Source organism: Nitrosovibrio tenuis (assembly GCF_900109785.1).
In the GTDB taxonomy this organism is placed as follows: Bacteria; Pseudomonadota; Gammaproteobacteria; order Burkholderiales; family Nitrosomonadaceae; genus Nitrosospira; species Nitrosospira tenuis_A.
The window spans coordinates 153,381-179,406 of the sequence record NZ_FOBH01000001.1 but is presented as its reverse complement, the minus strand read 5'-3'; the positions used below and the strand labels follow the sequence as shown (position 1 = coordinate 179,406).

Here is a 26,026-nt window from a genome sequence, read left to right as displayed (position 1 = left end):
TATGGAAAACTTACGCAAAAAAAATACGGTAATTATTGCGATCGTTCTTCTTGGTTTTCTCATCTATCTGGGTTACCGGGTCGTTGAATCCAGGAAGGATACGGCTTCTTTAACAAAACAGGCGATGGAAAATGACGTTCCCACGGTGGCTATAGTCCATGCCGAACCATTGCCTGCCCAGGAAACCATCCAGCTTCCAGGTACCATCGAGGCATGGTTTCAGGCGCCGATCTATGCCCAGGTATCCGGCTACGTCAAGATGTGGCATAAGGATTGGGGGGCGAGAGTCCAAAGAGGAGATGTCCTTGCCGAAATCAACGCGCCGGCGCTCGATGCCCAATACCGGCAAGCCAAGGCGGATCTGGCGTCGGAAGTGGCCCTTTATGATCTCGCCGAACTTACTGCCGACCGGTATATAGCCTTGCGCAAAAACCAGGCGGTATCCGAGCAAGCGATTTCGGTAAAGGTGGCCGAGGCAAAAGCCCAGGAGGCAAAGGTCAATGCCGCCATGCAGAATGTTCGTAACTTCGAGGCATTGATCGGGTTTAAAACGATTATTGCACCGTATGACGGTGTAGTCATTAACCGCGCCATCAATGTGGGAGACTTCATCAATAAGGAAGGCACGATCAGTACGCCGCAAGGTGAAGTCCGCAATCTTTATACTGTCGCGGACATCAGCCGGCTGCGTTTGTTTGTAAGCGTGCCTGAGCGGTTCGGCGCCCTTATGCATGACGGCCTGAAAGCTCACCTGACGGTGCCGCAATTTCCCAATCGGCAATTCACTGCCGAGTTTCTGACCACTGCTCGTGGCTTCGATGTGAGCACTCGTACGGTGGTCACCCAGTTCGTGATTGAAAATGAAGAGAAGGATCTGTGGCCGGGCTCCTATGCATCCGTCAACCTGAGCGTGGATGTTGAGAATAAGCACCTCTCCATTCCATCCAGCTCACTGGTATTTGACGAGATGGGGACGCGAGTGGCCGTTGTAGATGACAACAACATCGTTCACTTCAAGCCGATCAAAATAAGCAGAATCCTCGACGCTACTGTCGAATTAACCGAGGGTGTCTCAACAGAGGACCGGATTATAAACAATCCCAGCGCTGCCATACTTGAAGGTGACAAAGTAGTCATTGTAGAGCCTGCGCCGGGGTATGACCTGATCAATAAGCCAAAAGAGCAGGTTTCGGGTGCATCGAAGCCAGCCTCACATGCAGAAACGCAAGATCCGAAGTTAAAACAACAAGCGTTAAAGGCATCACATGCACCCTAACACTCACTTGACCATGATTGACCTGCGGTGTAAAAAAGGAATCGATATTTCAAACCTCTGTCGTCTCGGCGCAAGATTTGGGAGTTTCTTATTTGTTGCAGCCAGCCTCACGGCTTGCGCCAACCTTCCCTTTCCTGCATTCAATCTGTCACCCACCTATCAAAAACCTCAATTTGTTGTTCCGGATTCGTGGGAGGGATCGGGTCCTTTCGTTAAGGCCAATCCCTCAGATGATGCACTGCGCCCCGACTGGTGGACACTATATAACGATCCAATTCTAACCGGTCTTGTAGAACAGGGGATGGCCGCCAATCCGGACTTGCACGCGGCAGCTGAACGGTTCGTTCAGGCGCGCAATTCAATGATGAAGGCACGGTCTCGATATTTCCCCCAACTCGGCTTTGACTTCGGCGCCAGTAATAACAGACAATCCGATCACAGCCTCTTTCGTGGTCTTGGAGAACCTAACACCGATGTTCAAGTTGCTGGCCAGGGAATTGCGTCCTGGGAACCGGATTTCTGGTCGAAATACCGAAATGCGGCGCAAGCCGCAATCTATCGTGCTGAAGAACGTGCGGCCGATTATGGACTCGCACGCCTTATTCTTCAGGCAGAAATTGCATCAAATTATTTCATGCTGCGTGGACTGGATGCGCAAATTGCAATTTACACCCAATCGATTGATCTTTATAAGTACTCATTAGAGGTTGTAGTGACTCAGTTTGAAGGCAAGATCGCCTCTAATCTCGATGTAGCACGGGCCAAGTCGCTGCTGTTCACAACCGAGTCAACATTGGCCCTGATGCGAGGTGACCGCAAGGTGGCGGAGCAGGCCATTGCAATTCTCCTTAATCTCGCTCCAGCCAGCTTTAAGCTCGACCCAATTGATAACCTCCTTACCGTGAATTTCAGCCTTCCAAAGACAATTCCCTCTACGTTGCTTGAACGTCGGCCCGATATTGCGGGAATGGAGCGCCGGATGGCGCAGGCCAACCGGGAGATTGGAATTGCACGTGCCGCTTTTTTCCCAGATATTGCCTTCCGGGTCGGAGGAGGAATGGAGGATTCCGGACTCAATCTGCTCAGCCTGGCTAACAGTTTCTGGGCCTATGGTTCCTCTTTTTCCATTCCGCTTTTCCAGGGCGGATATCGTCGGGCTCAATTGCAACAATCATGGTCGGTCTATCGCGAGACAGAAAACTTATATCGTTCGACCGTGTTGAAGGCCTTTCGTGAAGTTGAAAATAACCTGACCCAGACTTATTGGATGACTGTTGCTGCCGAACGTCAGGACGCTGCCGTCGAAGCCGCACGTACAACACAAAACCTTACCATGGACCTCTATAAGGGCGGTTTGGCCTCCAGCCTTGAACTCATTTATTCCCAGATCGGCACGCTGACGACAAGCATCAATTCCGTACAGATCAAGACTAATCGGCTGATATCATCGGTGGGGCTTATTCGTGCGCTTGGAGGAGGCTGGGATCGTGGGCAATTACCCGCTGACGATCAAATTCAACCCTTTGGTACACTCCAATATACTGATCTTGATAAGCCACCACCAGCCGGAGGAATTGACGTCAATGCGGATCCCATCGATAGAAACGACAAAAACAATAATTTGACAAAGCCTCTTGTTCCAATTGACGCCAATGTGGATCAGAGCGATAGGAACAACAAAAACAGTAATTTGACAAAGCCTCTGGTTCCATATGGTGGATCATAGCGATGGAAACAACAAAAACAATAATTTGACAAAGGCCCTGGTTCTATAATTGCATCTTGCAAGAGCTCCGTTGCAAAAAATTGTGATGGTCAAAGACAGCTCTTTGATATGCCGGTTAACGGAATAGATGTTGAACTTGTTTTTAATGCTTCCGGGCGGCAACCGAATCGAGCTTGCTGGCTAACATCGTGATGGCCTGGAACACAGCGCAGATGCAGACAATCCTGGATCGCTGGGTCAGTCGCAGGTGGGTCGTTCCGCCCAAGTTGATCGGCAAGATCGCAGCCACGCGGCTTGAGGGAATCACTTTGCGCGGGGTGTTTCGTTTCCCAATTGAGCGCTATGCCGAGCAGATTCCGCCGTCACAAAACGTCGCGAAAACTACCCCGTTAGCTGAAATCGACCACGCATTCACGCCCTAAAACTCGAATTACAGAATGAATAGTAATACCGGTAAGATCAATATCTTACTGAGTCACGCCCGCGTCGTTGCCGGCTTTGCGTACCGTCACTTATTGTACTGAAAACGAGGGACCCCCTTGACAACGACTACAGTACTGAGAAGGAAAGATTGGATAAGGTTGTAGATGAGGGTGAATAAGCAAGGTGATTTTTTGCTCTAGCGGGGTCAGTTCACGCCGTGGCGGCCAAAGCCGCCGCCTTCCCGTTTCAGGATGACCCAAGATGATCTATCCGGACAGCCAATCCCGGTTTTTAAACACACTCTTCACTCTTTTAGAGAAGTAGAAATAAGGAATCCAAATGATTGGCCAGATCATGGTCATTATATTAGTAGAAAAACCTGGAGAACTCCCCTCAAAGTATTTATCGTTAATCGCAATAGCAATAAGCGAAGATACTATATTTGCGAAGAGTATGTATCTCAGAATGGGAACATAGGCATAGTTTCTAGACCTTCTGAGCTTTTCCGCCACCACAATTTCGGCACAGTACAACAACAGACCAGGAACAGTGGTCAAAAGAAAAAATGGATACAGGTCGGGTGTGTTTATCCATGCTTCAGATAGATAGCTATCACGGCGGCCGACTATCACCAGTATTACTATAATTGCCCCTATATAGAGTCGAATATAGTAATAGAGCAGCCAACCGCCAATTTCTTTTTTCCTGCGGCTCGCACAAACGAACCAGATGATCAAGATGATCAGCGTGAGCAGGAAGCGAATCCAGCCAGTTTGAAACGAGGTGGCCGGTGTATCGGTTGATGCGAAGACGGGCAGCGATAATGCAAGCAAGCCCAAAGCCGTAATACCAACCATGCTGTAAATTCTTTTTAACGATGTATAGTTTATGGGGCAGAGCCGTTTAGCAATGTTGGCGTTTCTATTAGGTTGATTCTCCGCAATCCATTTCCATTGCAGCTGCAGGCCAGGAATCGTCCGAATCCTCGTTCAGGTGGAAGCAATTGTATCTCGGGAACCTCATTGCACCAATGGAGGGAAGAATATAAAAGATCCCGATGAACTTTTTTTCGGGATTGTGAACCGGGATGATCATGCATTCCGGCTAACAAAAACTTTATGACAGGAGAAAAACATGTCTGAACTGGTTGTAGTGGGTTTTAAAGATGCCGAAGAAGCCGATCGTGTTTTATTCAAACTTGCCAAATTGAAAAAGGAACACCTGATAGATCTTGAGGACGCCGTTGTCGTCATCCGCGACGAGGCTGGCAGGGTCCACCTCAAGCAGAGCATTAATCCTGCGATTGAGGGAGCGACGACCAGTTTCGCTTTCCTTTCCGGCAGCTTATGGGGAGCCTTGGTCGGACTGCTGTTCCTGCATCCGTTTGCCGGCTTTGTATTAGGCGGCGCAATGGGCGTCGGGGCAGAGGCGCTGACCGGCTCTCTCGCCGACTACGGCATCAACGACGATTTCATCAAGTCGTTGGGCGAAACGATCCCAATCAACTCGTCCGCGCTTTTCATTCTCGTGCGCAAGGCGCAACCGGAAAGAGTCCTGGCGGAGCTCTCCGGCGTTAAAGGCAAGGTCCTGCGAACGTCCCTGTCTCCCGAGCAGGAGAAAAAGCTTCAGGAAGCTCTGGCAGATTCAACACCCCATCACGGCATAGCCGAGACGTAGAAACGTAGAAATGTAGGTGCAATAAGCGAAGCGCATTGCACCCTATGGCGGTTCCGGATGCATGCCTGATTTATCGCTACGCTTCAAATAGGTCGAATTAGCGCAGCGTAATCCGACGGGTCCGCCAACCGATGCAGCCGACACCAGCACGGATTGCGGAAGTTAACTTTACGGCACTCGCCGGGAAATGCTGTGTCATTGAGCGTGTCGGATTACGCTTCGCTAATTCACCTATGAGCTATTGTCAAATGTTGTGTATGATTCGGTTCAGGCGGCGATTTCCTTGCTTTTTTCCGGCACACCGTTTTTGAACTGAACCACGGCTAGCAATTCCGCGAAACGTTGTGCTCCTTTCAATCTGCGCCACTCGCGTTCAGCACTTTTGGCAAGCGTGAAGACCATCGCCAGCATGCTGCCGCGTGACACACACAGCCGCGTGTTTTTGCAGTGCGCAGCCGTACAATGGCGAAGGTCGAGTCGATCGGGCTGGTGGTCCGGATATGCAGCCAGTGTTCGGCTGGAAAATCTTAGAAGGCAGTCAGCGCCTCCCGATCCCTGACAAGGCAGTTCACCGCCTTGAGTACTTCGCCTCGTGGTTGACGATGAAACGGTCAAATGCACGCTGCCCCTCTTCCCGGTTGGCGGCCATCCAGATTCCTGCAGCGCCGCTTTTGCTTTGAGCTGTTGGCTTTCGGGCAGCTTGTTCAACACATTGGCCGTCTTATACAAACCCGGACAGTTTATTTGTCCTCTACATATATCGAAAATTGGCTGGTAAAATTCTACTGACGAGATTAACATTAACGTTAACGTTATTGAGATTGTCAAACCGTAGTGGAGGTAGCCATGGCTCGTACGATTCCACAAGCATCTCGTGATTATGACAATACCAGTATTGTCGAGCGTCCAGACGGTTTTTACTGGCACGAAAAGGGGAGCGATAAGGTTTTTGGCCCTTTTGCCACGTTGCTCGAAGCCATCCAGGATATGGAATATAACGCTGAATCAGATTATGAACCCGGGGAAACCTTGGAGCAGGCTGAAGAAGAAATTGGCATTTCGGACTGGATTGATCGGGAGACCGGTCAGCCGGGTGAAGAATCGTTTCGTCTTGAAAACTGATCAGTAGTCCTGATCGTGCACCGTTAACTGTTATTCGGCCCTTTTCCAAAGGACTTGGGGGATTCAGTACTTTTGCTGATGCATTGCTCGGTTACGAAGCCACAGCCTTTGACCGGGGACGGAACCGCACCCCGGCTTCGCGGAATTGACGAGGTTTGGCCAGCATTGCGATCCACCTCCCTGGAAACCCAAAAAATATCCCGGCTATTTGAGGCGACCAAACGAACAGCTCAACTTGTAATACAGCTGCACATATTCAGAAGCCACATTAACCTGGCTCGTAAGGCCTTTACAGCAACCCCCTACAGCTCCGGCTTGTTAGAATCCGGGCCGCCGCTTGATGTAATCCATCATACCTGCTATTTCCAAACTCGCCGAAGAACTCGATGAACTACCGCGACGAACGCGACACTATGGGCGTGGTGCAAGTGCCTGCCAATGCGCTATGGGGTGCACAGACGCAGCGTTCTTTACAAAATTTTAAAATCTCGGGCGAACGCATGCCAACCGCGCTGATTCACGCGCTTGCGCTGGTCAAGCGTGCAGCGGCAAGCGTTAATCGCGACTTGGGCCTGCTCGATGCCCGCACCGCCGCTGTCATCATCGAAGCAGCCGATGAGGTCATTGCGGGATGCCATGACAACGAATTTCCTCTGGTTATTTGGCAAACGGGTTCGGGAACGCAGACCAATATGAATATGAATGAAGTGCTGGCGAATCGCGCTTCGGAACTGCTCGGCGGCGGACGGGGGATCGCCTGCAAAATTCACCCGAACGACGACGTAAATAAGGGTCAATCTTCCAACGACGTATTCCCATCAGCGATGCACGTCGCCGCGGTGCGCGCAATCAGCCATCACTTGAGACCCGCGATGCTCGTGTTGCAACGTACGCTCGCCGACAAGGCTGAGGAATTTGCCGACATTGTCAAAATCGGCCGCACCCACCTGCAGGATGCGACACCTCTCACACTGGGGCAGGAGTTCTCAGGTTATGTTTCACAATTGAATCATGGCCTTGAGCATGTGGATGCCTCGCTTGCGCATCTGTGCGAACTGGCGCTGGGTGGCACGGCTGTTGGCACCGGTCTGAATACCCACCCGGAATTCGCCGTGCGCGTGGCGGCGGAATTGGCAAGATTGACGGACCTGCCGTTTATCACGGCGCTCAACAAATTTGAAGCGCTTGCCACGAATGATGCACTGGTTCATGCTCATGGGGCATTGAAGACCTTGGCCGCGTCCTTGATAAAAATTGCCAATGACATTCGCTGGCTCGCTTCCGGTCCTCGCTGCGGAATCGGTGAACTTAAAATCCCGGAAAATGAGCCGGGTAGCTCGATCATGCCAGGAAAAGTCAATCCGACCCAATCTGAAGCGCTCATCATGCTGTGCTGCCAGGTGATGGGAAATGACGTAGCGATCAATATGGGCGGTGCCATGGGTAACTTCGAACTCAATGTCATGAGGCCGCTTGTCATTCACAATTTCCTGCAAAGCGTGCGCCTGCTTGCGGATGGAATGATGAGTTTCAATGACCATTGTGCTGTAGGGATTACGGCGAACATTAAACGCATTGATGCGCTGATGAAGAATTCATTGATGCTGGTCACAGCGCTTACCCCCCATATCGGGTACGATAAGGCAGCGGCCATTGCCAAGGCAGCGCATCATGAATGTACGACTCTAAAGGAAGCAGCAATCGTATCGGGGCATGTCACCGCCGAACAATTCGATGCCTGGGTGAGGCCGGAGAATATGACAGGTGCCCAAACAAAAGGACAAAAGGACAAAAGGAGCGGACTTGACCGCTGATGGATGAGCTTAACAACTCCCTTATCGTCGCCTAGGGTTGGTCTGGTGTTAACTGGCGGTGGCGCGCGCGCCGCTTATCAGGTGGGGGTGTTGCAAGCCATCTCCGCCATGTTGCCAAAAAGGACTCGAAATCCTTTCCCCGTGATTTGCGGCACCTCCGCCGGGGCATTTAATGCGGCCAGCCTCGCACTTTCGGCTCGGAATTTTCATGAAGGCGTACGGCGGCTATCGTCAGTATGGGAAAATGCTCATGTCAACCAGGCTTACCGCTCCGACCCCATCGGGGTATATGGCAACGCGGCACGATGGCTGACTTCGCTGCTGTTCGGTAGTCCGAACAAGCGCAGCGCGGCTTCACTTCTTGACAGTTCTCCACTTGCTCAAACACTAGAACGAAGTTTGCCGCTCCACGGCATCCAGAAAAGTATCAAGGCAGGTGCGTTATATGCGCTCGGTATCACCGCCTGGGGCTACACTTCCGGCCAATCGGTTACATTCTACCAAGGTGTCGACAGCATCGTTCCGTGGAAACGGGAACGCCGTATTGGCATACCGTCGCGTATCGGTATCGAGCACCTGATGGCATCCTCCGCTATCCCGCTTCTCTTTCCAGCAATAAGACTCAACCGTGAATATTTCGGCGATGGTTCCATGCGTCAGCTTGCACCCCTCAGTCCTGCGCTACATCTGGGCGCTGAACGCGTGCTGGTAATAGGCGTACGTAAAACGATCGATACGCTGCCTGAACGTGTTAAAGTGGACAGCTATCCCACGCTGGCACAGATAGGTGGCCATGTCATGGGCAGCATTTTTCTCGATAGTCTCTACGTGGATCTGGAACGCCTCCATCGCATCAATAATACTATCCGGATGATCCCCGATGAGACTATGAAAAATAGCACCATGTCTTTACGCCAGGTGGAGTCGATGGTTATTTCTCCGAGCGTGGAAATCAATAAAATTGCTGAACAGCACGCCCACACCCTGCCCCGTGCGATAAGTCTGTTCTATCGCAGCATCGGAGCGATGAGACGGGATGGGTCGGCACTTCTCAGCTATGTTCTATTTGAGGAATCCTTCTGCCGCGCGTTAATCGAACTGGGCTACCAGGATACGTTGCCGCGCAGGTCCGAAATTCTCCAGTTCATCGGAGCCAAGCCAAAGAACTGAGCGGCACTGTTATAATTTCGCTAGCGCCCACGTTCCGGTTCAATTCCGGTCTTTCCCGGAATTGAACTCCACGGAATTACCCGCCATTTTCAGAAAATAGCATATGGATATTGCCAGCCCGGAATTCTGGATCGCGGTGCTCCAAATCATCGCCATCGATATCGTGCTGGGCGGCGATAATGCCGTTGTTATTGCGCTCGCGTGCCGGCGACTGCCGGAGAGACAGCGAAATCTCGGCATTTTTTGGGGTGTATTCGGGGCCATTGGCCTGAGAGTGGTACTGATCTTTTTTGCCCTCACCCTATTGACCATCCCATTCCTGAAAATTATCGCTGGCCTGCTGCTGTTGTGGATCGGTATCAAGTTGCTGCAACCTGAACCGGAAAATAACGAACACCCGATCAATGCCAGCACAACGCTGTTCGGAACGATAAAGACCATTGTCATTGCCGATGCCATGATGAGCCTGGATAATGTCGTTGCAATTGCCGGGGCGGCCAGGGACAGCATAGGCTTGGTTGTGTTCGGTTTATTGGTGAGCGTGCCGATTATTGTCTGGGGCAGTAAATTGGTAATGAAGCTCATGGATCGTTTTCCCATTATCGTTGTCATCGGCGCAGGTCTGCTCGGCTGGATAGCGGGCGGTATGTGCGCCACCGATGTTCAGAGCAGGGAATGGGTAAACGCCAATGCGCCTTTTTTGCATTGGCTTGCGCCATTCTGTGGTGCGTTGCTGGTCGTGATAATGGGCAGATGGCAGGCTGCGCGGGCACAGGCGAAAACAGCGCCAGTTATTGATCTGGCGGACGATACGAACAAGCCACTATAGCTCGCCAATAACGCGAGAAAGGACACGATGCTTAAATTCTTGTTGGCTGTGGATGGCTCTCACGCCTCCAATAAAGCGGTTGGCAGGTTTATCCAGCTATTGGACTGGTATAAGGAGACGCCGGAAATTCACTTGTTGAACGTGCAATTTCCGCAGCGTGGGAATGTGCCGCTTTTCATTGATAAGAAAAGTATCGATCACTATCACCGTGAGGAAGGCATGAGGGATCTGCACGCCGCACGGAAGCTACTTGGCCAAGCGAACATTACATGCCATATTCATATTACGGTGGGAGATCCGGCAGAAATGATTTTGCGTTATGCACAAGAAACCAGCTGCGACCAGATTATCATTGGTCCGCGCGGACTGGGCCTGGTCAAGGGTTTATTTCTGGGTTCAGTGGCCAGTAAGGTGATGCAGTTTTCGACACTGCCGGTCCTGCTTGTTAAGTAAAGGAGCCTCTGAACAAGTCCTCGCCGGGCGCGTTGCTGGTAAAATTGCGGATGATCGCAAGACGGCATGGCGCAGTTAGACGCAGGTCGAGCTTGGTCTACGATGCCAGGGAGAGTGCCACGCAGTGGCGGGGCAGCGCCGGATGTCGCGACGCGCGGGACATATTCGGAGGGGGGCTTATTCAGAGGTTCCTAGAGTTTGGTTGTTTGCCTTGTTTACCAAAGGAGTTTTGTGGGGATGGAGCAGTATCAAAAAGGTTTAACCCTGATCGAGTCGATGATGATATTCGCGTTTATCGGGATTTTGGTGACAATTGCCATCCCGCCCGCATATCAGTTGTACGAGGACTCCATCGCAAGGGAGCAAGTGACTGAAGCGGTCAACCTTTTGGACAATGTGAAGCGGCCCGTCTCCGGATTTTACGCCGAAAACAAGAGATGGCCCACGAAGGCAGAGTTTGACAATCTTGTGGGTACGCAGACGGGAAAGTACGTCGCCAGTCTGGCTCCAAAAACTCTAGCGAATGGATTTCAATTAACTGCGACGTTTAAAAACGGTGCAACCCCGGGACTTTTAAAAGATGGCGCTGGCAGGACGTTAGTGGTGGCTACGACTGATGGAGTGACGTGGGTCTGCAACGACAATATGGATGCTGCAACGGGCGTTCCCGGCTTGATCGCAGGTACCGTATTACCTCAACATCGTCCTACTGTATGCAAATAAAGCATGACTTTGTGCGCACAAAGGTGTTGTGGCGGGCAGATGTTCGCCTAGACAATTGACCACTACCCGCCAGAGCTTATAATTCCCGGGTTTATAATCCTTTTGGGATTACTTTTGCCCGCCTTCCTTGCAGAATACAGGGCGCGACACTCTGGCTTAGCATATTAAACCACGGAAAAAATATATGAACGAGTATACCGACCAGATAGCCGAGTATTTCAATAAGGTGCCGATGTGGCCTCTAGTTTTGCTCGCTGTGGGAATCGTTATCGTTGGAATATATGAGCTGATCCGTCGCAAGCGCCATGCTGAGGCTGTGAATGAATACCGCTCAGCTATTCTTTCCACGCTTTCCGGGCTGTATCCCAAACCGACCAATTGGCCAAGAAATATAGACACATACCTTTGCGCAAGATTACCCGTGATGCAGGAAATCATTGAAAACTTTAAACCCGATGTGGCGCAGGAAGATATAAAAGCGTACAACAAGGACTGGGATAATTATTGCCATTTCTGCCGTGCCGAGGTGACTGACGAGAAATGTATCGTTGCGGATGGTAACTCCGGTCAGGAACCGAATCCCAAAGACAAATTTCATACCCTGGTCTCCAACCTCTTGCGTTATGCAGAGTAAGCTGAATGAGCCTGTGTTCGGCCAGGAAACGGGGACGAAAACCGGATTAAAACTAATTTTCAGGCACAGCCGTCGTCAAATTTCCCTTGATTTCTGTCAAAAGGGTAGAAATCGTTAAAACCAGGAGACCTCGGGTAAACCATCGGAGGCGATCTGCGTTAGAGTGGTATGAGTAAGTCAGACTGGTCAAGAGTGAGTGATCAGTCAGCGCACCACTATCGCCCCGAATCGGAGGAGAAATGAACAAGCTGACCTCTGTCTTAGCTGCAATAGCCTTAGCCGCCACCTCCAGCACCAGCACCAGCGCTGCCGTAGAAGAGACCACTGATAAGCGTACTGCTCACCGGGCGGCTGCATCGAAACGAAATGCGGACAAAACAAGGATCCCTGCCAGGGAAGCAAAGTCCCACGCTGGACAGGATGAGCCCCATGCCCTAAAAGCCAGAGTGCTTTTGGAGGAAGATCAGAAGAAATAAACTGCTCTCCTTATCGCCAGCAAGGAGCGCGGCGCAGCTCTGTCCCTTTGGCTGCTTCTTCCTGAATTCCCCTTAAAATCCCCTTTTATTTAGGAAGCTCCAGTAAAATCATCCGCGTTAAAAGCCTTGGGGAGCTGGGCGGGATAACATTTTGTACGTTCCAGCCAATGAGAGTCCAAATACGATGTGCGTTATGACTGTGATCCAGTCACGTACGACAGAGAACCAGGGGAAAATGAACGTCATCCCGTACATATTCACACCATATATACCCAGCCCGTAGATTAAACCCGCCGTCAGTGAAAGCCTTATGCCCAGCCGGGAGATCAGGCAGGCGAGAATCAGGCTGTAAGCGATGGAGAGCATGACATGGATAAATGTCGCGATTGCCATCACCCTCCAATCAAAGGTGGGCGGCGGAGGTAAAACTTCCGGTCCCATAAGCATTGCCGCGGTCAGGCGGGCGTCTCTATATAGAATCCACGGCAAGGCATCATCCAGAAATGCCCACCACAGGGCGACCTGCGCTCCGGTGGCGACCACCCCTGCAACTATCCCGGCACCGATCGCCGCGCCCCAGTTCACGGACGCCGTATTTACTGGACGAGAGAACATAGAGCGCTCAACCATTCACACTGTTCCATGTCGAAAACACACTACCGGAAACCGATTCGTTCTACAATGATAGCAAAGCCCTGCAGGGCTGATTGCAGCCGCTCACTGAAGCACATGACTGCATTGATAAGAAGCATTGATAGAACCCGGCAACGGCCGGACGGGGGACAAGCAAGATCAGGTGCACCGCAAAATCCCTCGCATTGGTTGTGCGGATGAAGAAAAGCTTCTTGTTGCACACGGTGATCAAAAAATAAGCAGGAAGGCATCGGCTACCTAATAAAAGATTAATTCTTCAAGTTGGGTTCCAGGCAACTTATTCATCGCATCGTGCATCCAGCCCCTCCATGCAAAGCATAGATTTGACCGATCATTTCCTTATTGCCATGCCAGCCATGGCGGATCCTTTCTTTTCGAAGACCCTGACCTATATCTGCGAGCATAGTGAGCAAGGTGCATTAGGTCTGGTAGTAAACCGGCCTATAGATCTCACCCTCAAGGAATTATTTGATCAACTCGGTATTTCTTTTGATGATCAGACTCTGGGGAGTTGCCCTGTTATGTTTGGGGGACCGATACAACTGGATCGCGGCTTCGTGCTGCATCACCCTGTGGGAGAATGGCAGTCGACCATGGCAGTGAATCAGGGCATGGGCCTGACGACATCACTTGATATTTTGCAGGCCATAGCAAATGGAGAAAGTCCCAAACAGTTATTGGTTGCGCTGGGTTACTCGGGATGGGCGCCTGGTCAGATAGAGCATGAGCTATTCCAAAATGCCTGGCTCACAGTCCCGGCATCATCCAAAATCATCTTCGAGCTGCCGTCTGAGGAAAGGCTGACCGCGGCAATGCATTTGCTCGGGATTGATTTTTCCTGCCTGTCGGATGAAGTGGGACATGCGTAGGAACTGCCGGGTAATCCCATGATTTAGTCTTTATGGCTCATTTGGAACTAGGACGTTCATTTTCGACCATGCAAAACCGGGGCCCCCAATTATTAGCGGCTGGCTCACTCCCTGCTAATAATGCAGCGGGCAAGACCGATGGGGCGGTATTGGCGTTTGATTTTGGCCAGAAGCGCATCGGTGTGGCCGTGGGCAACCTGGGTCTGGGTTTGGCGCACCCCCTAGCAACGATTAGCAGTATGAATACGGTAGAGCAGTTCGAAACCATCTTCCAGTTGATCCGTGAATGGCAACCGGTCCTGCTGGTGGTAGGTCTGCCTCTGCATGCTGATGGCATTGAGCACGAGCTGACCCGGCAGAGCAGGCGTTTCGCAAGGCGCCTGGAAGGACGATTTGGCATCCACACCGTGCTGGTGGATGAACGCCATACCTCCATCGATGCCAGCCTGGCATTGCGGGAAGCAGGTGTAAAAGGGAGAAAGCAGAAACCCATGCTGGATCAGGTTGCGGCACAACTGATTTTACAGTCTTACTTTGACGGAAATGATGCTACTGCCTGATGCAGAACAATTGCTCGCGAATTTAACCGAAAGAATGCGGTCGGGCGTTGCCACGGATACAGCAATAGTGGGTATTCACACCGGAGGGGCCTGGCTGGCCGAGCGCCTGCACCACGATTTAAAGCTTCCGCTCCCCCTGGGCACGCTGGATATCTCATTCTATCGGGACGATTTCGACAAGATCGGCCTGCACGCCCAGGTAAGGCCCTCGGATATTTCATTTGAGGTGGAAGGCAGCCACATCATTTTAGTGGATGACGTGCTCTATACCGGGCGCACTATTCGTGCCGCCCTCAATGAATTGTTCGACTATGGGCGGCCGTCAAGTATCCGGCTTGCCGCATTGATCGATCGCGGCGGCAGGGAGCTTCCGATCGCGCCTCAATATGTTGGGGCAACACTGGCTCTGCCATCCGATAAAATGCTGGCACTGGAAAAAAGCTCTACCGGCAAGTTGAGCTTGCGCCTTTACGACAAAAATCCTATGGGACATGAACAATAACCCGCAGCTGAACAAGAGCGGAAAACTGCAACACCTTCTCACTACTGAGGGGCTCCCTGCTCCTATCTTGCTGAACATACTCGATACAGCCGAGTCTTTTGTCGGCGTTACCGAGCGCGATGTCAAAAAAGTGCCCATTTTGCGGGGTAAATCCGTATTCAATTTATTTTTTGAGCCTAGCACCCGCACCCGCACGACCTTCGAGATCGCCGCGAAGCGGCTATCAGCGGATGTGGTCAATCTCAACATTGCAGCTTCTTCACAATCCAAAGGTGAGACTCTGCTGGACACGGTGAATAACCTCTCCGCCATGCATGCCGACATGTTCGTCGTGCGTCACTCGCAAAGCGGGGCCGCGCACCTGATCGCGCGTCATGTGCAGCCCGAGATTCACGTCATTAATGCCGGGGATGGCCGGCATGCTCATCCCACCCAGGGACTGCTCGACGTGTTCACTATCCGCCATTACAAAAAGGATTTCCGCAACCTGCGCGTGGCCATAGTTGGCGATATCCTGCATTCCCGCGTAGCGCGCTCGCAGATTCATGCGTTAACCACGCTCGGTGTGCCGGAAGTGCGAGTGATTGCGCCTAAAACTTTATTGCCGTCAAAGGTTGAACGCCTGGGTGTCCGGGTTTTTCACGACATGGCGGCAGGGCTAAAGGATGTGGATGTACTCCTCATGCTGCGACTGCAAAATGAGCGCATGATAAGCGCCCGACTCCCCAGTAAAGAAGAATATTTCAAGTATTACGGTCTCACTCCAGAAAAACTGGCGCTGGCAAAGCCGGACGCCATTGTCTTACATCCGGGCCCCATGAATCGGGGCGTCGAAATCGATTCAGCCGTGGCAGATGGCAAGCAGTCGGTAATCCTGCCACAAGTGACATTCGGTATCGCGGTGCGGATGGCGGTCATGTCTATCTTGGCGGGACATTGAATTGGACATCGCGATCGAACGTGGCCGTGTCATAGATCCGAACAGTGGAGTTGACGCTGTGACGGACATATTCATCAGTGCCGGAAGAATTGCCGCTTTGGGGACTATGCCACCGGGATTTCACGCCCACCGTAGAATAAATGCCGAAGATCTGGTGGTGTGCCCCGGTCTGGTCGATCTCTCGGCACGCTTGCGCGAGCCGGGCCTGGAATATAAAGCCACGCTCGAATCTGAAATGGCAGCGGCTGTATCGGGAGGCGTTACCAGTCTGGCCTGCTCACCCGATACGGATCCGGTATTGGACGAGCCGGGCCTGGTGGAGATGCTAAAGTATCGCGCAAAAAGCCTGAATCAGGCTCATGTCTATCCTATCGGTGCGCTCACTCGAGGTTTGAAAGGTGAATGGCTGACAGAAATGGCTGAGCTGCGCGATGCGGGCTGCGTGGCGTTTGGCCAGGCCGACGTGCCGCTTCCCAACACCCGCGTGCTGATGCAGGCGATGCAATATGCTGCCACCTTCGGCTTCGTGATATGGCTGCGCCCGCAGGACGCCAACCTCGCCGACGGCGGTGTGGCGCATGACGGAGAAGTGGCGACACGATTGGGCCTGCCTGCAATTCCCGTATGTGCGGAAACACTCGCCCTGTCGAATATTATTTTAATGGCGAGGGAAACCGGAGCGAAAGTGCATGTGTGCCGTATCTCCAGCGCGGAGGGTATAGCAATGGTTCAGGCGGCAAAGCGGCAAGGCCTGCCCGTTACCTGTGATGTCGCGGCAAATCATATGCATCTCTCGGAAATGGATATCGGTTTTTTTGATACCAATTGTCATCTCATTCCGCCACTGCGGGGATTGAGTGATCGGGATGCCTTACGCCGCGGCCTGCTGGACGGCACGATAGATGCAATATGTTCCGACCATGCGCCAGTGGACGAAGATGCCAAGCTGCTGCCCTTCGGTGAAGCTGCAGCTGGCGCCACCGGCCTTGAACTACTGCTGCCTCTTACTTTGAAGTGGCAAGAGGAAATGAAGGTTCCGCTGGCCGCCGCGCTAGCCAAAATCACCGTGGAGCCTGCGCGGATACTTGGTGTAAATGCCGGCCATCTATCCTCCGGTGCTACCGCCGATCTTTGCGTTTTTGACCCCGATCAATACTGGAGGGTGGAGACGACGGTGCTCAAAAGCCAGGGCAAGAATACGCCTTTTTTAGGTATGGAACTGCAGGGCAGAGTAAAATACACCTTGGTCAACGGCAATGTGGTGCACGAAGCGTAGCGCCGGGATAGGAGTCTGCGGTTCATTCTCCAACCCGGTTGAATTAAGTATCAACTGAGCGCTGACGTATCCGAAATAGCCGCGCAGGGCCCAGCATCTGTTTAACCGATAATTCCAGGATAACGAAATGAATCCTTTGCTTGATTTTTCAGAACTGCCGCGTTTTGCCGACATTCGAACCGAACACATTACTCCGGCGGTAAACCAGCTGCTGGCCGATAGCCGCGCTGTCCTCGGTGGGATACGGGAAGAAACTGCGGCGCCCACCTGGCAGAATTTCGTGCAGCCCATGGAGGATGCCAACGAGCGACTCGCGCGTGCCTGGGGACAGGTGTCGCACTTGAACGCTGTGGTAAACACTGCGGAATTGCGTGAAGCGTACAACGCCAATTTGCCGCTGGTCACGCAGTACTATGCTGAGTTGAGCCAAGACCAGATTCTGTTCGAGAAATTCAAGCAACTTCGTAATAGCGATGAATTTCAGGATCTGAGCAACGCACGGAAAAAAATCGTCGAGAATGCGTTGCGGGATTTCCACCTGGGGGGAGCTGACCTTCCGGCGTCGAAGAAAGAGCGACTTCTCCGTATCCAGGAGGAACTGTCCGCGCTTTCTTCCGGATTTAACGATAACCTGCTGGATGCGACAAACAATTTTGCGTTACATATCGAAAATGCGGATGAGTTGACCGGCATTCCCGATGATGCGCTGCAGACGGCAAGAGGTATTGCGGAAAAAAACGGTTTACCAGGCTGGACATTCACCCTGCATGCGCCCTCCTATATACCGGTCATGCAACATGCAGACAACCGCACACTGCGGGAAAAACTTTATCGCGCCTATTCGACTCGTGCCAGCGAAATCGAAGTACCCGGTGTGCTCGCGAAAAGTATCGGGGATTTGGATAATACTCCATTGATACGCAAGATACTCGAGCTGCGCAAGGAAGAGGCGCAGATGCTGGGATTTGGGTGCTATGCCGAGGTATCGCTGGCGACAAAGATGGCCTCAACCCCGCAACAGGTACTGGATTTTCTTGAGGAACTCGCTCTCAAGGCTAGGCCTTATGCGGAGCGCGATCTGACGGAGCTACGCGAGTTCGCCATTGCCAAGTTAGGACTGGAAAAGCTGGAAGCATGGGATGTGGCGTATGCGAGTGAAAAGTTGCGTGTTGACCGGTACGCGTTTTCTGATCAGGAAGTGAAGCAGTATTTTCCTGAAACCAGCGTACTGCCGGGCATGTTCAAGCTTGTAGAACACCTCTATGGCATTATCATCAAGCGCGTAGAGCAGGGTATTCAGCTTTGGCATCCCGATGTGAAATTTTTCACCATAAGCGATGGCGAAGCAAAATTGATCGGTCACTTTTACCTGGATCTCTACGCACGGCCCGGCAAGCGAGGCGGCGGATGGATGGACGACGCTGTCAGCCGCCGCATGAGATCTACGGAAACCGCGGAGCGCATACAGGCACCGGTAGCATATCTTAACTGTAATTTCTCCGCGCCTGTTCATATCGACGGTAAGGTGCGCCCTGCTCTGTTTACGCACGATGAGGTCATTACTCTTTTTCATGAATTTGGTCACGGGCTGCACCACCTGCTCACCCAAGTCGAAGACCTGGGTGTATCGGGTATCCATGGCGTTGAATGGGACGCGGTGGAGCTGCCCAGTCAGTTCATGGAGAACTTCTGCTGGGAATGGGAAGTGCTGAGCAATATGGCAAAGCGTGTTGACTCGTTACCGCAAAGTGGCAGTTTGCGGGAAACGCGCTCTGCTCCGCCTCCCGCCCCGGATGGCTCTGCCAATGCCGTGTCGACCGAGCATGTTGATAATAGTGCGCCTATCCCACGCTCGCTATTTGACAAGATGCTGGCGGCGAAGAATTTCCAGAGCGGCATGCAGACGCTCCGCCAGATCGAATTTGCGCTATTCGATATGCATCTGCATACCGATTTCGATCCGAATGGGGAAAAAACGGTGCAGCAATTATTGGACGAGATCCGCGAGCAGGTTGCGGTGATTATTCCACCTAAATTCAATCGCTTTCCCAATAGTTTTTCGCATATTTTCGGGGGGGGCTATGCGGCGGGTTATTACAGTTACAAATGGGCGGAAGTGCTGTCCGCCGATGCCTACAGCCTATTTGAGGAAACTTCTCCCGGCAAGGTTGTGAATGCTGAAACTGGCGCCCTTTTCTGGAACGAAATTCTGGCGGTCGGGGGAAGCCGTCCCGCACTGGAATCATTTATTGCATTCCGCGGGCGAGAGCCGGAAATAGACGCGCTGTTGCGCCATCACGGTATGGCTGCGTGAAGCGCTGCCGGAGAATGAGCCATTGATTTTGTGCGATAGGCTCTGCTAGGTAAATTCAGCTACAAAAAAATTAATCGCAAGCTGAAGCAATCGGCATAAACCGAGCGGGATTTGCCGATACTCAATTGTTGTTGCATCAGCTTCCTTCGAACGCTAGTATAGTGCCCCAAGCACGGCGTTTCAGTGTTGGTCTGGCGTCCGGCTCATCCTAATTTCCCAAACTTCTGAATGAGACCCGAATTGAATACAATAGCGCATCTGCAAAGGCTTTATACTGATGTGCGGCTGGGGCATGTTTAGCTTGACAATAGGAGAAAAATCAGATGAAACGTATCATATGGGTCATTACCGCGCTATCGGCTACCGTGCTGGTAGGTTGCACCAACGTACCGAAACCCGAAGTCCAAAAATATAGCGACGGCGAATTATCAGTACCCTCAAACTATAAGAGCTGGCCGAAGTTTTTGTCCGATATACAGCGAGCCGATACCAAGCAGGTCCGTGATATTTATATCAATCCCATCGGAAATACTACCAAAATGGGCGATGCCTTTCCCAACGGAACCATTTCGGTCATGGAAATTTACAAGGCGCGTGAGGCCGCTGACGGTACTCCCCTGAAGGGGCCCGACGGTAAATTCGTCAAAGGTGAATTGTTAAAAATAGGCGTAATGGGCAAGGGCGCTGGCTGGGGTGAAAGCGCGCCACCGGAGCTAAGAAACGGAGACTGGGTGTATTCCATGTACCTGGCTGATGCGAAAACCAAAGCGCCGGACGATACCGCAACGTGCCGAGCATGCCATTTGCCGCTGAAGGACAAGGATTACATTTTCCGTTATGATGAGTATTTCCAGAAGCGCGCCAGCTATTGATGTGCCGACCGCACTCCCGCATCGCAGCACCGGGGGTGCAGTTCAGCACCCAATCTAGGGAGCAGAAGCTCCTGAGAGGTTCAAGGATCTGATCGGATTGGGAGCGGATTGGGATCTGATCAGATCGCGCCCTGCCCGAGAAAGAATCGTTAGCTCAGCTTGCCGTGGCACTGTTTGTATTTTTTTCCTGATCCACATGGACATGGATCGTTCCGGCCTATCTTCTGGCCCTGCCGTACAAACGGTTGGTGCTTCTCCGAACGATCCTGGGCCTCGCCGACCTCCTGTTCCTCTTCCCCCAGGACTTCCTCATAAGCCGCATGACGGTACTGCACATTCACGGGTTGATGCTGTGTTTCCGCCACAGCTTCGACCTGCTGCTCGCTTTTTATCTGCACCGTCATAAGTGTTCGGGTGACCTCGGCCTTGATTTCCTCCAGCATTGCAGTAAATAGCTCAAACGCTTCCCGCTTGTATTCCTGCTTGGGGTTTTTTTGCGCATAGCCCCGCAAATGGATGCCTTGGCGCAGATGATCCAGTGCTGACAGATGTTCGCGCCAATGGGTATCGAGACTCTGCAACATTACCGCGCGCTCGTACTGATGCATGATACCGGTGCCGACCTGGTCCACTTTCAGCCGATAATGTTCTTGCGCCGCCTCCGCAATGCGCGCGTGGAGGTTTTCTTCATGCAAGTCAGATTCCTTCTCCAGCCATTCCTTTAATGGCAATGCCAGCTGATATTCGGCAGTCAACGCCTTTTCCAGTCCAGGCACGTCCCACTCTTCCTCTACACTCTGCGAGGGCACATGCAGGACGATGAGATTGCGGAGCATGTCCTCGCGCATCGCGGTAACCGTTTCTGAAATATCCTGTGACTCGAGAAGTTCGTTGCGTTGCTGATAAATGACTCTTCTCTGGTCATTCGCGACATCATCGTATTCGAGTAATTGCTTGCGCATATCGAAATTGCGGGCTTCCACCTTGCGCTGGGCATTTTCAATGGCGCGGGTGACCCACGGATGCTCGATAGCCTCGCCCTCGGGCATCTTAAGCCGCTGCATGATGTTCGCTACCCGGTCGGATGCAAATATTCGCAGCAACGGATCTTCCAAGGAAAGATAAAAACGGCTGGAGCCTGCATCGCCCTGGCGGCCCGCGCGTCCACGCAACTGGTTATCCACCCGGCGGGATTCATGCCGTTCTGTTCCGATAATATGCAATCCGCCTTGCTTGAGGACCTCATCGTGAAGAATCTGCCATTGCTCCTGCACTTCCGTAATTCGTGCAGTTCGCTCCGGCTCGCCTGTATTCTCGTCCGATCGAATCCGCTCAAGCTCAGGTTCCGGGTTGCCTCCCAACACGATGTCGGTACCACGACCGGCCATATTCGTTGCAATTGTGATCATTTTAGGACGGCCAGCCTGGGCGACAATCTCTGCTTCTCGCGCATGCTGCTTGGCATTCAGTAACTGATGCGGTAATTTCTCTTTTGTCAATAACCCAGATAGCAATTCGTTGTTTTCAATGGAGGTCGTTCCGACCAGGACAGGCTGCCCCCTCTGGTGACAATCTTTGATATCTTCAATGATGGCGCCGTACTTCTCGTCCATGGTACGGAAAACCTGATCCATCCTGTCGATACGAACCATCGGACGATGGGTAGGAATGATGACGGTTTCCAGCCCGTAAATTTGCTGAAACTCGTAAGCCTCGGTATCAGCCGTACCGGTCATACCGGCCAGTTTCTGATACATGCGGAAATAATTCTGAAAAGTGATCGAAGCGAGTGTCTGATTTTCCTTCTGGATCGGGACGCCTTCCTTTGCTTCTACCGCTTGATGAAGGCCTTCCGACCAGCGTCGGCCCGCCATGAGCCGCCCGGTAAATTCGTCGACAATGACTACCTCGCCATTCTGTATCACGTAATGCTGGTCGCGATGAAATAATGCATGGGCACGCATACCCGCGTAAAGATGATGGACGAGGCTGATATTGGCGGGATCGTAGAGGCTGGTCCCCGTTGCAAGCAACCCGCTCTGGGCAAGCAATTTTTCCGCATGCTCGAAACCAGCTTCGCTCAATAAGACCTGCTGGGCTTTCTCATCAACACTATAATCACCCGGGCCGTTTTCTGTTTCTTGACGGCTAAGCTTCGGAATCAACGCGTTGATACGCAGATAAACTTCAGTATTGCCTTCCGCCTGGCCTGAAATAATGAGCGGGGTACGGGCCTCGTCAATTAAAATGGAATCCACTTCGTCAACGATGGCAAAGTTGAGCACGCGCTGCACACGCTCGGCAGGATGGCTCACCATGTTGTCACGCAGGTAATCGAAGCCGTATTCGTTATTGGTTCCGTAGGTTATATCCGCAGCGTAGGCGGTTTGTTTATCGCCATGCTCCATCTGCGAAAGGATGACACCCACACTGATACCGAGGAATTGATAAATCCGCCCCATCCATTCGGCATCCCGTTTAGCCAGGTAATCGTTCACCGTAACCAGATGAACGCCCTTACCGGACAAGGCATTGAGATAAGCGGGCAGGGTTGCCATCAGAGTCTTACCTTCGCCCGTGCGCATCTCGGCAATTTTCCCCTCATGCAGCGCCATGCCACCGATCAGTTGCACATCAAAGTGACGCATTCCAAGCACCCTCTTGCTTGCTTCGCGCACGACAGCGAATGCCTCCGGCAACAATGCGTCGACAACTGTTCCGTCGGCAATACGTCGCTTGAATTCTTCAGTTTTAGCGCGGAGTTCAGCGTCAGTCAGCGCTGCGATGGTGGTTTCCAGCTTATTGATTGTCCCTACAGCCTGGAAATATTGCTTGATTAGCCGATCGTTACGGCTTCCGAAGACTTTTTTGAGCAGATTGTTCAGCATGAAATCTCAAAAATCTATTATTTGAACCGAGTGTCCAAAAAATAAGGGGTGAGGTTTATGGCCTCACCCCCGCGCAGAGTATTAATCCGACTTAACCGGGCATCTTCAAGAATCGTGATGGATTTTGCGGTAAGCCCCTGTGCCTGACTTCAAAATGCAGATGAGGACCGGTAGAACGGCCAGTGCTACCTACTTCGGCAATCTTCTGTCCCCGCACTACTACCTGGCCCGGCTTGACCAGGCGCTTGGAAGCATGTGCATAGCGGCTGACGAGATCATTGCCGTGGTCGACATCGATCATATTACCATATTCGGGATGGTAATCGGAATACACTACCACTCCCCCTGCCGCTGCGACAATGGGGGTACCTGTCGCCGCCGTGAAATCGACCCCTTCATGAAACGCACTTCTGCCGGAAAATGGGTCTATGCGCACGCCAAAACCGGATGAATACCATTTTGCATCCACCGGCATCACGGACGGGAGCATTTTCTTCTTGAGCCTGTCCTGCATCAACAAAGAATCAAGCGCTCCGAGCTTATCGCTGCGATCCTCTAAAACACGCGAAAGTTCTTCAATTTTATTGTTGAACTCCAGGAAGGACATGTCCTGGGACGGCAGAGCCGCCATCATCCCGCCCTGACCCGGAGTCTGATTGAACAGAAATTCCTGGGGTTTGATCCCGGATAACTCTGCAAGACGCGCTCCGACCGAATCGAGCCGCAGCAGTTGCGCCTGCATCTGACCCATCTTTACTGCCATAGCATTAAGGCTGTCGCGCAGGTACGACTGGGTTTTTTGATGTTCTTCCTGCTGCACGCTTAAAACCAGTGACCGCAGCGATGGGCTGTCAATCTTGTCCGCATAGCGCAGAGAAAGATAGTTCAATCCCATCGCCAACAATATTACGACCAGAAAGAATAACCCCGCCACAAGCACCAGATGGGTACTCGTTAAGGTCAAGGTTTTGGCTTTTGCCAAATTATTGGAAATTAGAATAACATTCATCTTATTCCCTGATCCTCATTCAGCCATGACCGTCCACAAGATCAATTTTTACCTAGGCGTTCTTAGCCAGACGGCCGACCATCAACGGTTATTCAGCTACATGAGCGCGTTAACCTTAATGCAGCAGGTATTTATGGAAATTGCCCCGCCCCAATTGGCTCAACATTGCGCTTTAGGTGGATTTTCCCAACGAAAGCTGACCATATGCGCGCCTAACGGGGCCATTGCGGCAAAACTCAGACAAACGATGCCTTCGTTATTATTAAAATTTCAGGCGAAGGGCTATGAGGTTACTGCAATTCGCGTTGCTGTGCAAGCAAATTCCGCCTATGTAAAGGGCTCCCCGGCCGCCCGGCCACAAATAGACCAGGGGGGCGTGGAAAGCCTGCATCGGCTGGCGGCGGACTTGCCTCAATCTCCCTTGAAAGAGGCCGTGGAATCACTGCTTAAAAAAGCCTGCTCGGATCGGCGAGCCGGTTAACGGAGCCTCCGCATAAAGCGCGTTGGAACCGGGCTCTCTGCTGGCTAACGGTTCAGATTCCTAATCCGCTTGTTTTCTGAGAAATGCCGGAATATCCAGCATATCCACCCCGGATTGTTTCATGGCCTCCACGGTTGCGTCGCGCCTCCTGTTCGTGCGGATAGCGGCAGGCGCATCCAGTTCCTTCCAGTTGACAGCGTCCGCGAACGAGGCGTTATCCGTTCCCGTGCGCGTGTGAATGATGCTTAATGGTTTGGGCTGGGCGCGGTTGACAACTCCGCCAAGTCCCGTCGCCACCATGGTAACCCGCAGATCATCCTGCATATCCTCATCGATTACAGTGCCGACGATTACTGTGGCGTCTTCGGCAGTAAAGTCCTTGATAACACCCATAACTTCATGAATTTCCTTCATTTTCATTCCCGAACTGGCGGTAATGTTGACCAGTACCCCTCGAGCGCCGGAAAGATTCACATCTTCCAGCAGGGGACTCGCTACAGCCTGCTCCGCGGCCAGGCGTGCGCGATCTATACCTGAAGCAAGCGCGGAGCCCATCATGGCCATGCCCATCTCAGACATCACTGTCTTAACATCAGCAAAATCAACATTGACGAGACCGGGGCAGTTGATGACTTCTGCAATTCCCGCTACGGCGCCATACAGTACGTTATTTGCAGCCCTGAACGCATCCAGCATGCTGACGTCTTCGCCTAGAACTGACATCAGCTTGTCATTGGGAATCACGATCAATGAATCGACATACTGCGACAATGCTTCCATTCCCGCCTGCGCCGCTTTGATACGACGCCCTTCGAAGGAAAAGGGTTTGGTCACCACCGCTACGGTGAGAATGCCCATTTCCCGGGCCACCTGCGCGATCACCGGTGCCGCGCCGGTGCCGGTACCCCCACCCATCCCCGCGGTGATGAACAGCATGTCCGCCCCTTCGATCAGTTCGGCGATCCGGTCACGATCTTCCAGCGCTGCATTGCGCCCGATTTCAGGATCGGCTCCAGCACCCAGCCCCTTGGTCATGGCCGACCCCAACTGAAGCAGGGTTCGCGCCTGATTACGCTTCAATGCCTGCGCATCGGTGTTAGCGCAGATGAATTCGACGCCTTGCACCCCATTCTGGATCATGTGATCCACTGCGTTGCCACCGCATCCGCCGATGCCGATGACTTTGATTACCGCTTCCTGTGTTTGTGTATCCATGATTTCGAACATAGCGCTTCTCCTTTAAGTAAAACAAATATGTCATTGGCAGTTTTCTGCTTTGATCCGATGAACCATGGTTGACCATGGTTGACCATGATTGACCATGGTTGACTATGGTTG

General features: G+C 52.2%; 24 protein-coding genes and 2 pseudogenes. 20 read left to right on the top strand and 6 right to left on the bottom strand.

What is annotated here, in order from left to right; translation table 11 throughout:
- Position 1 precedes the first annotated feature (1 nt).
- The 3 genes and pseudogenes from BMX00_RS00790 to BMX00_RS00780 all read left to right on the top strand — a co-directional run.
- The gene (locus BMX00_RS00790; protein WP_090825946.1) at positions 2–1,276 is read left to right on the top strand and encodes an efflux RND transporter periplasmic adaptor subunit; all 1,275 of its coding nucleotides are present in this window, start codon (positions 2–4) and stop codon (positions 1,274–1,276) included.
- Positions 1,266–3,002, top strand: coding sequence for an efflux transporter outer membrane subunit (locus BMX00_RS00785; protein WP_218141457.1), 1,737 nt, complete (start codon positions 1,266–1,268; stop codon positions 3,000–3,002). The genes BMX00_RS00790 and BMX00_RS00785 overlap by 11 nt, the downstream gene beginning before the upstream one ends.
- Before the next feature lie 170 nt (positions 3,003–3,172).
- Positions 3,173–3,424: pseudogene (locus BMX00_RS00780) on the top strand (hypothetical protein); the annotation flags it as partial.
- Between the two features lie 267 nt (positions 3,425–3,691).
- On the opposite strand, the gene BMX00_RS00775 reads toward BMX00_RS00780, so the two are convergent.
- Positions 3,692–4,282, bottom strand: a complete 591-nt coding sequence (locus BMX00_RS00775) for a DUF2569 family protein (protein ID WP_090825940.1) — start codon at positions 4,280–4,282, stop codon at positions 3,692–3,694.
- A 277-nt stretch (positions 4,283–4,559) separates the two neighbouring features.
- Here BMX00_RS00775 and BMX00_RS00770 point away from each other — a divergent pair, with 277 nt between their 5' ends.
- The gene (locus BMX00_RS00770; RefSeq protein WP_090825937.1) at positions 4,560–5,102 is read left to right on the top strand and encodes a DUF1269 domain-containing protein; all 543 of its coding nucleotides are present in this window, start codon (positions 4,560–4,562) and stop codon (positions 5,100–5,102) included.
- A 267-nt stretch (positions 5,103–5,369) separates the two neighbouring features.
- Here the strand turns inward: BMX00_RS00770 and BMX00_RS14785 are convergent.
- Positions 5,370–5,831 (bottom strand): annotated as a pseudogene (locus tag BMX00_RS14785) (transposase); the annotation flags it as partial.
- Positions 5,832–5,948: 117 nt separating this feature from the next.
- Here BMX00_RS14785 and BMX00_RS00760 point away from each other — a divergent pair.
- From BMX00_RS00760 to BMX00_RS00725, 8 genes are all read left to right on the top strand, one after another.
- Complete coding sequence (locus BMX00_RS00760; protein ID WP_090825931.1) at positions 5,949–6,224, top strand: hypothetical protein; 276 nt, start codon at positions 5,949–5,951, stop codon at positions 6,222–6,224.
- 386 nt (positions 6,225–6,610) lie between these two features.
- Entirely contained in the window at positions 6,611–8,038 is a 1,428-nt protein-coding gene (gene fumC / locus BMX00_RS00755) for a class II fumarate hydratase (protein ID WP_090825928.1), read from the top strand.
- 45 nt (positions 8,039–8,083) lie between these two features.
- Positions 8,084–9,208 (top strand): patatin-like phospholipase family protein, encoded by a 1,125-nt coding sequence (locus tag BMX00_RS00750; RefSeq protein ID WP_342707142.1) that lies wholly within the window; start codon positions 8,084–8,086, stop codon positions 9,206–9,208.
- Positions 9,209–9,311: 103 nt separating this feature from the next.
- Positions 9,312–10,037, top strand: coding sequence for a TerC family protein (locus tag BMX00_RS00745; RefSeq protein ID WP_090825922.1), 726 nt, complete (start codon positions 9,312–9,314; stop codon positions 10,035–10,037).
- Between the two features lie 27 nt (positions 10,038–10,064).
- On the top strand, positions 10,065–10,490 hold the full coding sequence (locus BMX00_RS00740; RefSeq protein ID WP_090825916.1) for a universal stress protein: 426 nt from the start codon (positions 10,065–10,067) through the stop codon (positions 10,488–10,490).
- Between the two features lie 237 nt (positions 10,491–10,727).
- Positions 10,728–11,213 (top strand): pilin, encoded by a 486-nt coding sequence (locus BMX00_RS00735; protein ID WP_090825914.1) that lies wholly within the window; start codon positions 10,728–10,730, stop codon positions 11,211–11,213.
- 184 nt (positions 11,214–11,397) lie between these two features.
- The gene (locus tag BMX00_RS00730) at positions 11,398–11,847 is read left to right on the top strand and encodes a hypothetical protein (RefSeq protein WP_090825911.1); all 450 of its coding nucleotides are present in this window, start codon (positions 11,398–11,400) and stop codon (positions 11,845–11,847) included.
- Positions 11,848–12,086: 239 nt separating this feature from the next.
- Positions 12,087–12,323, top strand: coding sequence for a hypothetical protein (locus BMX00_RS00725; RefSeq protein WP_090825908.1), 237 nt, complete (start codon positions 12,087–12,089; stop codon positions 12,321–12,323).
- Positions 12,324–12,440: 117 nt separating this feature from the next.
- On the opposite strand, the gene BMX00_RS00720 is transcribed toward BMX00_RS00725, so the two are convergent.
- Positions 12,441–12,953, bottom strand: coding sequence for a sodium:proline symporter (locus BMX00_RS00720; protein WP_245727471.1), 513 nt, complete (start codon positions 12,951–12,953; stop codon positions 12,441–12,443).
- A 332-nt stretch (positions 12,954–13,285) separates the two neighbouring features.
- Between BMX00_RS00720 and BMX00_RS00715 the strand changes: the two genes are divergently transcribed.
- The 7 genes from BMX00_RS00715 (at position 13,286) to BMX00_RS00685 (ending at position 20,310) form a co-directional block, all read left to right on the top strand.
- Positions 13,286–13,846 (top strand): YqgE/AlgH family protein, encoded by a 561-nt coding sequence (locus tag BMX00_RS00715; protein WP_090825904.1) that lies wholly within the window; start codon positions 13,286–13,288, stop codon positions 13,844–13,846.
- 68 nt (positions 13,847–13,914) lie between these two features.
- Positions 13,915–14,406: a Holliday junction resolvase RuvX gene (gene ruvX / locus BMX00_RS00710; protein ID WP_090826812.1), complete on the top strand. Its 492-nt coding sequence runs from the start codon at positions 13,915–13,917 to the stop codon at positions 14,404–14,406.
- The gene (gene pyrR, locus BMX00_RS00705) at positions 14,393–14,908 is read left to right on the top strand and encodes a bifunctional pyr operon transcriptional regulator/uracil phosphoribosyltransferase PyrR (protein ID WP_090825901.1); all 516 of its coding nucleotides are present in this window, start codon (positions 14,393–14,395) and stop codon (positions 14,906–14,908) included. The genes ruvX and pyrR overlap by 14 nt, the downstream gene beginning before the upstream one ends.
- Positions 14,898–15,848, top strand: a complete 951-nt coding sequence (locus tag BMX00_RS00700) for an aspartate carbamoyltransferase catalytic subunit (RefSeq protein ID WP_090825898.1) — start codon at positions 14,898–14,900, stop codon at positions 15,846–15,848. Before pyrR ends, BMX00_RS00700 begins: the two co-directional genes overlap by 11 nt.
- Before the next feature lies 1 nt (position 15,849).
- Complete coding sequence (locus BMX00_RS00695) at positions 15,850–17,124, top strand: dihydroorotase (protein WP_090825895.1); 1,275 nt, start codon at positions 15,850–15,852, stop codon at positions 17,122–17,124.
- Between the two features lie 127 nt (positions 17,125–17,251).
- Positions 17,252–19,438, top strand: a complete 2,187-nt coding sequence (locus tag BMX00_RS00690) for a M3 family metallopeptidase (RefSeq protein ID WP_090825893.1) — start codon at positions 17,252–17,254, stop codon at positions 19,436–19,438.
- Between the two features lie 323 nt (positions 19,439–19,761).
- A complete protein-coding gene (locus BMX00_RS00685; protein ID WP_090825890.1) occupies positions 19,762–20,310 on the top strand; it encodes a cytochrome P460 family protein in 549 nt (182 codons plus the stop codon).
- A gap of 149 nt (positions 20,311–20,459) precedes the next feature.
- Here BMX00_RS00685 and secA read toward each other — a convergent pair whose 3' ends face one another.
- Entirely contained in the window at positions 20,460–23,198 is a 2,739-nt protein-coding gene (secA, locus tag BMX00_RS00680; RefSeq protein WP_090825887.1) for a preprotein translocase subunit SecA, read from the bottom strand.
- Positions 23,199–23,289: 91 nt separating this feature from the next.
- Positions 23,290–24,207, bottom strand: coding sequence for a M23 family metallopeptidase (locus BMX00_RS00675; protein ID WP_090825884.1), 918 nt, complete (start codon positions 24,205–24,207; stop codon positions 23,290–23,292).
- A gap of 25 nt (positions 24,208–24,232) precedes the next feature.
- Between BMX00_RS00675 and BMX00_RS00670 the strand changes: the two genes are divergently transcribed.
- A complete protein-coding gene (locus tag BMX00_RS00670) occupies positions 24,233–24,688 on the top strand; it encodes a DciA family protein (RefSeq protein WP_090825881.1) in 456 nt (151 codons plus the stop codon).
- A gap of 60 nt (positions 24,689–24,748) precedes the next feature.
- Here the strand turns inward: BMX00_RS00670 and ftsZ are convergent, their stop codons facing one another.
- Positions 24,749–25,915: a cell division protein FtsZ gene (gene ftsZ / locus BMX00_RS00665; RefSeq protein WP_090825878.1), complete on the bottom strand. Its 1,167-nt coding sequence runs from the start codon at positions 25,913–25,915 to the stop codon at positions 24,749–24,751.
- Between the last annotated feature and the right edge of the window lie 111 nt (positions 25,916–26,026).

Excerpts from the sequence above, each read along its gene's own strand:
- BMX00_RS00770 (WP_090825937.1), top strand. The coding sequence starts at position 4,560 with ATGTCTGAACTGGTTGTAGTGGGTTTTAAAGATGCCGAAGAAGCCGAT.
- BMX00_RS00735 (WP_090825914.1), top strand. The coding sequence starts at position 10,728 with ATGGAGCAGTATCAAAAAGGTTTAACCCTGATCGAGTCGATGATGATA.
- BMX00_RS00690 (WP_090825893.1), top strand. The coding sequence starts at position 17,252 with ATGAATCCTTTGCTTGATTTTTCAGAACTGCCGCGTTTTGCCGACATT.
- ftsZ (WP_090825878.1), bottom strand. The coding sequence starts at position 25,915 with ATGTTCGAAATCATGGATACACAAACACAGGAAGCGGTAATCAAAGTC.
- BMX00_RS00785 (WP_218141457.1), top strand. The coding sequence starts at position 1,266 with ATGCACCCTAACACTCACTTGACCATGATTGACCTGCGGTGTAAAAAA.
- BMX00_RS00715 (WP_090825904.1), top strand. The coding sequence starts at position 13,286 with ATGCAAAGCATAGATTTGACCGATCATTTCCTTATTGCCATGCCAGCC.
- ruvX (WP_090826812.1), top strand. The coding sequence starts at position 13,915 with ATGCAAAACCGGGGCCCCCAATTATTAGCGGCTGGCTCACTCCCTGCT.
- fumC (WP_090825928.1), top strand. The coding sequence starts at position 6,611 with ATGAACTACCGCGACGAACGCGACACTATGGGCGTGGTGCAAGTGCCT.
- pyrR (WP_090825901.1), top strand. The coding sequence starts at position 14,393 with ATGCTACTGCCTGATGCAGAACAATTGCTCGCGAATTTAACCGAAAGA.
- BMX00_RS00745 (WP_090825922.1), top strand. The coding sequence starts at position 9,312 with ATGGATATTGCCAGCCCGGAATTCTGGATCGCGGTGCTCCAAATCATC.
- BMX00_RS00670 (WP_090825881.1), top strand. The coding sequence starts at position 24,233 with ATGACCGTCCACAAGATCAATTTTTACCTAGGCGTTCTTAGCCAGACG.
- BMX00_RS00675 (WP_090825884.1), bottom strand. The coding sequence starts at position 24,207 with ATGAATGTTATTCTAATTTCCAATAATTTGGCAAAAGCCAAAACCTTG.
- BMX00_RS00700 (WP_090825898.1), top strand. The coding sequence starts at position 14,898 with ATGAACAATAACCCGCAGCTGAACAAGAGCGGAAAACTGCAACACCTT.
- BMX00_RS00685 (WP_090825890.1), top strand. The coding sequence starts at position 19,762 with ATGAAACGTATCATATGGGTCATTACCGCGCTATCGGCTACCGTGCTG.
- BMX00_RS00790 (WP_090825946.1), top strand. The coding sequence starts at position 2 with ATGGAAAACTTACGCAAAAAAAATACGGTAATTATTGCGATCGTTCTT.
- BMX00_RS00775 (WP_090825940.1), bottom strand. The coding sequence starts at position 4,282 with ATGGTTGGTATTACGGCTTTGGGCTTGCTTGCATTATCGCTGCCCGTC.
- BMX00_RS00725 (WP_090825908.1), top strand. The coding sequence starts at position 12,087 with ATGAACAAGCTGACCTCTGTCTTAGCTGCAATAGCCTTAGCCGCCACC.
- BMX00_RS00740 (WP_090825916.1), top strand. The coding sequence starts at position 10,065 with ATGCTTAAATTCTTGTTGGCTGTGGATGGCTCTCACGCCTCCAATAAA.
- BMX00_RS00760 (WP_090825931.1), top strand. The coding sequence starts at position 5,949 with ATGGCTCGTACGATTCCACAAGCATCTCGTGATTATGACAATACCAGT.
- BMX00_RS00720 (WP_245727471.1), bottom strand. The coding sequence starts at position 12,953 with ATGGTTGAGCGCTCTATGTTCTCTCGTCCAGTAAATACGGCGTCCGTG.
- BMX00_RS00730 (WP_090825911.1), top strand. The coding sequence starts at position 11,398 with ATGAACGAGTATACCGACCAGATAGCCGAGTATTTCAATAAGGTGCCG.
- secA (WP_090825887.1), bottom strand. The coding sequence starts at position 23,198 with ATGCTGAACAATCTGCTCAAAAAAGTCTTCGGAAGCCGTAACGATCGG.